Here is a 2887-nt window from a genome sequence, read left to right on the forward strand (position 1 = left end):
GGACGACGGGCCTGATGCGGCTGGACGTGGCGCCGGATTCGCGCACCGTGTTCTACACCGATTCCGGCCGCACGATCTTCCGGTTCGACATCGGCACCGACGTGGGACCGCAGCTAACGCCCTTTGCCCAACTGCCGACAGATAGCCCGAACATCTACGCCGGGTTCACGCTGCTGCCGGATGGCGGCCTCGTCATCGCCATGTCCAAGACGGGGGACGGGCCCAGGAATGCGGTGTGCCCGGACGCCGACCCGACCATGTTCTGGACCGACGGCGTCGACGTCGATGGGCAGCGCGCCATTTACAAGCGGAAGCTGGCGGACGGGTCGGACGTGCTGAGCTACCCGGTTGACTATAATGTGGCCTGCATCGCCTGCGACCTGGCGCTCCAGACCGAGCAAGGGGTCAATAGCTTCTGTTACGACCCCAACACCGGGAGCCCTCCCGGCTCCGTGCCTTCGTCCATCGACCAGAATTGGGTCGACAACATCCTTGCTCTCTCCTCGCCGAACGAGACGCTTCTCGTCCGTTGCGGCGTCGTCGAGCCGCTTGCCGGCTGGGCAGCGGACGCTAGCACCGATCCCAATGTGGCAGGCTACGACGCTGCCCTCGCGGTGTACCGTTCTGCTGGCGTCCGGGTCTTCGTCCTGTTCCCCCCAGAGTTCCACCTCGGCGACCAGGCCCACTGGAACGATCCGCTAGACGGCAACTTCACCAACGCGTACATCACCGAGTTCTCCGACCTGGCCACGAGCATCGCGGGCGCTCTTCACGCGGGGAGCAGCCAGGTCAGCGGCTTCATCGTCTGGAACGAGCCTAACAATGACCCAACACTCCTCCTTCCGGAGAACTTTGGCGCCCTGCTGTACCAGTGCTGGAACAAGCTGAACGCCTCGATCGGGGCGGGGCTCTTCAACCTCTATTGGGGCGGGATCGACCTGGCCGTGGAGGGTGCCGAGCATCCCGACCCGGTGGCGGAGTGCCAATCCTTCATGAACGACGTGTACACAGCAGTCAGCGGGCCGAAGGGGCCCAACAATCCATGGCCTTGGAGCGGTGTGAACGTCCACGTTCACCGGCTGAGGACGATTGATTTCGCGAACAGCCTTTTCCAGATGATCGACGACCTGCAAGCGTTCTGGAACGATCCCGCCGAGGTCATTGTTGGCGAGTGGGGAGCCACAGTGGAGGACGAGTGCGCCGCTCCGGGCAGCCTTTCGGCCTTGTTCTTCGCTCTCGCGCGGTGCAATCTGCCGCCGGCGAAGATGTTCCTATTTTCTCACCCTGAGCACGATCAGGATGGCCGCTGGGCGCTGATCTACTACACCCAGCCCCCGGGAGGATTCTCGATCATGAACAGCTCCACTCTCTATGTGCCGTTCGAGGGCGCAGTCCGGTCCCGCGACGCGGCCGCGGCGCCTCCTCTGGCTGAGAACGACTGTGGGACCTGAGACGCGCGTTGTTGGGACGGCTCCCGTAGTCCCAAGCGGGATTGGCCGCCGGCCTAGCCGAGGCAACCCTCCGCGAGCGCTCGCCCGCTTAATGCGGCTTCGGGCACGCCTCGGCCGGCTTCGAATCCGGGCTCGCGCTGCTGAGGAAGATCGTTCTTGGAACGCCGAAGCTGGGCTCGGCGGGGCGTTTCTCGCGGCACTTCTCCTTCTCGCCCCACCCGCAGCCGCTCCGGCGGCGAGCGCCCAGGCCAGCCGAGCCGCGCCGGCCAGCCTGCAGACCCAGTGGACCCGCGAGGGCCTCCCAGACCATTTCGTCTACCACCTGGCCGCCGACCCGACGCGGCCCGGCCGCCTCTACGCTTATGGGGGCCTCTTTGGTGGCAAGGGCCGAAATACGAACATGAACCTATTTCGCAGCGACGACGGGGGCCAGTGGGAGAACATCAGCCAGGGGAACGTGGGCAGCATCTTCGCCGGCGGGCTAGCCGTGGACGACAGCGGGGTCGTGTATGTCTCCGACTCGCACAGCATCCATATCAGCCGGGACGGCGGCTCCGCCTGGGAGACCGTGAGCGGACCGCCGGGCGACCGCGCACTGGCAGTCGTGCCGACCGAACCTCCCACCCTGTACACCGTGGGCGGGCTCACCGGGTTCGCGCGGAGCACTGATGGCGGGGTGACGTGGGACCTCATCGACCGCCAGCTGCTCTGCGATGCCACGTCTCTCGCAGCTGACGCGGCGGCCCCCAGCACCGTCTATCTCGCGGGCGCGTGCGGCGTGCTCAGGAGTAAGTGGGGCGGGACGAATTGGAGCCTGTTGCTCAGCGTCAGCCTCGGTTCCAACGCCTACCTGATCCCCTACATAGCGCTGAACCCGTCCGATCCCAGCGTGCTCTACGTCGGGGGCTACAACGGATATTCTCCCGACGACCCAGCGGTCCAGGGCCTGTGGCGCTCCCGCGACGGCGGGGTTTCCTGGGACCATGTGAACAGCGAGTTTCCGATCAAGGGTTTGCGGTTCGACGAGCGCGACCCCTCCCACCAAACACTGCTCGCTCTCGGCGACCGCGAGCTCTTCTGGAGCGCCGACGGGGGGGCAACCTGGGCGTCCCTGCGCGGCCCCCCCGCCTCCGTCACCGTGTTCCCTCATGATTTCATCGCAAGCGGGGATCGCGTCGTGGTGGCGACTAACGGCGATGGTATCTGGTCGGCCCCGCTGCCGCCGCTGCCGCCGCTGCCGTGACGCGCTTCGCATGTCCGGCATCCACGATCTGCACGTGCAATGGACGTCACGACGGACTGGGTCCTCATCTGGGAGAGCGTGCCGTGACCATCCTACCCGGGGACATCCTGATCGGCGGCAAAGTCGGATTCATCGACCACATCCGCGCCGACGGCACGCTCGTGGACCAGCTCAGCCTCCCCGACGAGGGCGG

2 protein-coding genes are annotated in these 2887 nt (G+C 66.2%); both read left to right on the top strand.

Annotated elements, in window-relative coordinates:
• The coding region (locus VFC51_05665; GenBank protein ID HZT06497.1) for a hypothetical protein at positions 1 to 1451 on the top strand (1451 nt) is incomplete at its 5' end.
• 91 nt (positions 1452 to 1542) lie between these two features.
• On the top strand, positions 1543 to 2694 hold the full coding sequence (locus VFC51_05670) for a hypothetical protein (GenBank protein ID HZT06498.1): 1152 nt from the start codon (positions 1543 to 1545) through the stop codon (positions 2692 to 2694).
• Positions 2695 to 2887: the final 193 nt, after the last annotated feature.

This window comes from Chloroflexota bacterium (assembly GCA_035652535.1).
GTDB lineage: Bacteria > Chloroflexota > UBA6077 > UBA6077 > SHYK01 > DASRDP01.

What these genes read in the sequence shown, in the direction of transcription:
- VFC51_05670 (HZT06498.1), top strand. Translation starts at nt 1,543, where the DNA reads ATGCGGCTTCGGGCACGCCTCGGCCGGCTTCGAATCCGGGCTCGCGCT.